This window comes from Collinsella aerofaciens (genome assembly GCF_015557435.1).
GTDB lineage: Bacteria > Actinomycetota > Coriobacteriia > Coriobacteriales > Coriobacteriaceae > Collinsella > Collinsella aerofaciens_Z.
Genome location: NZ_JADNOH010000013.1, coordinates 1 through 1,553 on the forward strand (window position 1 = coordinate 1; position 1,553 = coordinate 1,553).

At 77.7% G+C, this 1,553-nt stretch carries 1 pseudogene; it reads left to right on the forward strand.

The features are described from left to right. A pseudogene (locus I2G43_RS01045) lies at positions 1 to 1,553 on the forward strand (Ig domain-containing protein); the annotation flags it as partial.

A 1,553-nucleotide genomic window follows, 5' to 3' on the forward strand; every position in this document is an offset into this window, starting at 1 on the left:
TCCAGGCCGTCCAGGTCGCGGTCCTGCCCAAGGGCGACCCCGCCCCGGGCGACACCTCCACGCCTTTCGTCGACAGGTCCTCCGAGCCCCCCTCGGTCTCCTACCGCGCCCACGTCGCCGGCATCGGCTGGCAGGGCGCCGTCTCGGACGGCGCCGTGGCCGGCACCACCGGGCAGGGCCGCGCCCTCGAGGCCCTCTCGGGCTCCGTCTCCTGGTACGGGCACGGATCCTCCTCCCTCGAGGTGAGGGCCCACGTCTCGAACGTCGGCTGGCAGGGCTGGACCTCGGGGACCGCCGGCACCACCGGGCGCTCCCTGGCGGTCGAGGCGCTCCAGTTCAGGCTCTCCGGCGAGGCCGCCTCGTCCTACGACGTCTGGTACCGCGTTCACTGCTCCGACTACGGCTGGCTCGGCTGGGCCAAGGACGGCGCGTCCGCGGGCACGGTCGGCCTGTCGAAGGCCGTCCAGGCCGTCCAGGTCGTGCTCGTCCCCAAGGGCGGCGCCGCGCCGGGGCCGGCCGGCGGGGCCTTCCGCGGCGCCGGCGAGCGCCTGTCCGGGTCGTCCCTCTCCGTCTCCGGCTCGCCGGCGGGCTCGTCGTTCTCGGGCGGGGTCCTGACGCTCGGCTCCGAGAGGGGGCCCGTGCTGGGCTCCGTCGCCGCGACCGTCGACAACCTCGAGTCCGACGGGTCGGTCTGCTACCGCGGCCTGCTGCTGGGCTCCGGCTGGCAGGGGGAGGCCAGCTCCGACGGGGCGCAGCTCGGCGCCTCGGGCGGCGGGCTCCAGCTCAAGGCCGTCCGCTTCGAGCTGTCCGGCGGCCTCGCGGAACGCTACGACGTCTGGTACCGCTCCTGTGACTCCGCGCGCGGCTGGCTCGGCTGGGCGAGCGCCGGCGAGCCCTCCGGCGTCGAGTCCGGCGCGTCGGGCCTCACCGCCGTCCAGGTCGCCCTCGTCGCGAAGGGCTCCGGCGCCCCCGGCCCGGCCGAGGGGGCCTACGTCTCCGGCGCCGCCTCCGGCCCGTCGCTCGTCCTGCAGGGCCACGTCGCCGAGCGCGGCTGGCTGCCCGCGGTGGGCGGCGGCGAGGACGTCGGCACGACCGGCAGGGGCCTCGCGCTCCAGGCCGTGCGCGCCTCCCTCGAGGGGGCGGGCGAGGGGAGCTCCGTCTCCGTCGCGGCCCACGTGGCCGGCATCGGCTGGCAGGACGCCGCCTCCGCCCCCTCCTACGCCGGCACGGTGGGGCAGGGCCGCGCCGTGCAGGCCGTGAGGGTGTCCCTCTCCGGCCCCGTCTCCGAGCGCTACGACGTCTGGTACCGCGTCCACGCGGCCGGCTACGGCTGGCTCGGCTGGGCCAAGGACGGCGAGGCCGCGGGCACCGAGGGGCTCGGCGTCCAGGCCGAGGCCCTCCAGGTCGTCCTCGTCGAGAAGGGCGGCGACGCCCCCTCGACGGGCGCCCCCGCCGAGCTCTCCGTCCCCTCGCTCAGCCTCAGGGCCCACGTCTCCGGCGTCGGCTGGCAGCCCGCCGTCGGCAACGGCGGCACCGCCGGCACGACCGGCCAG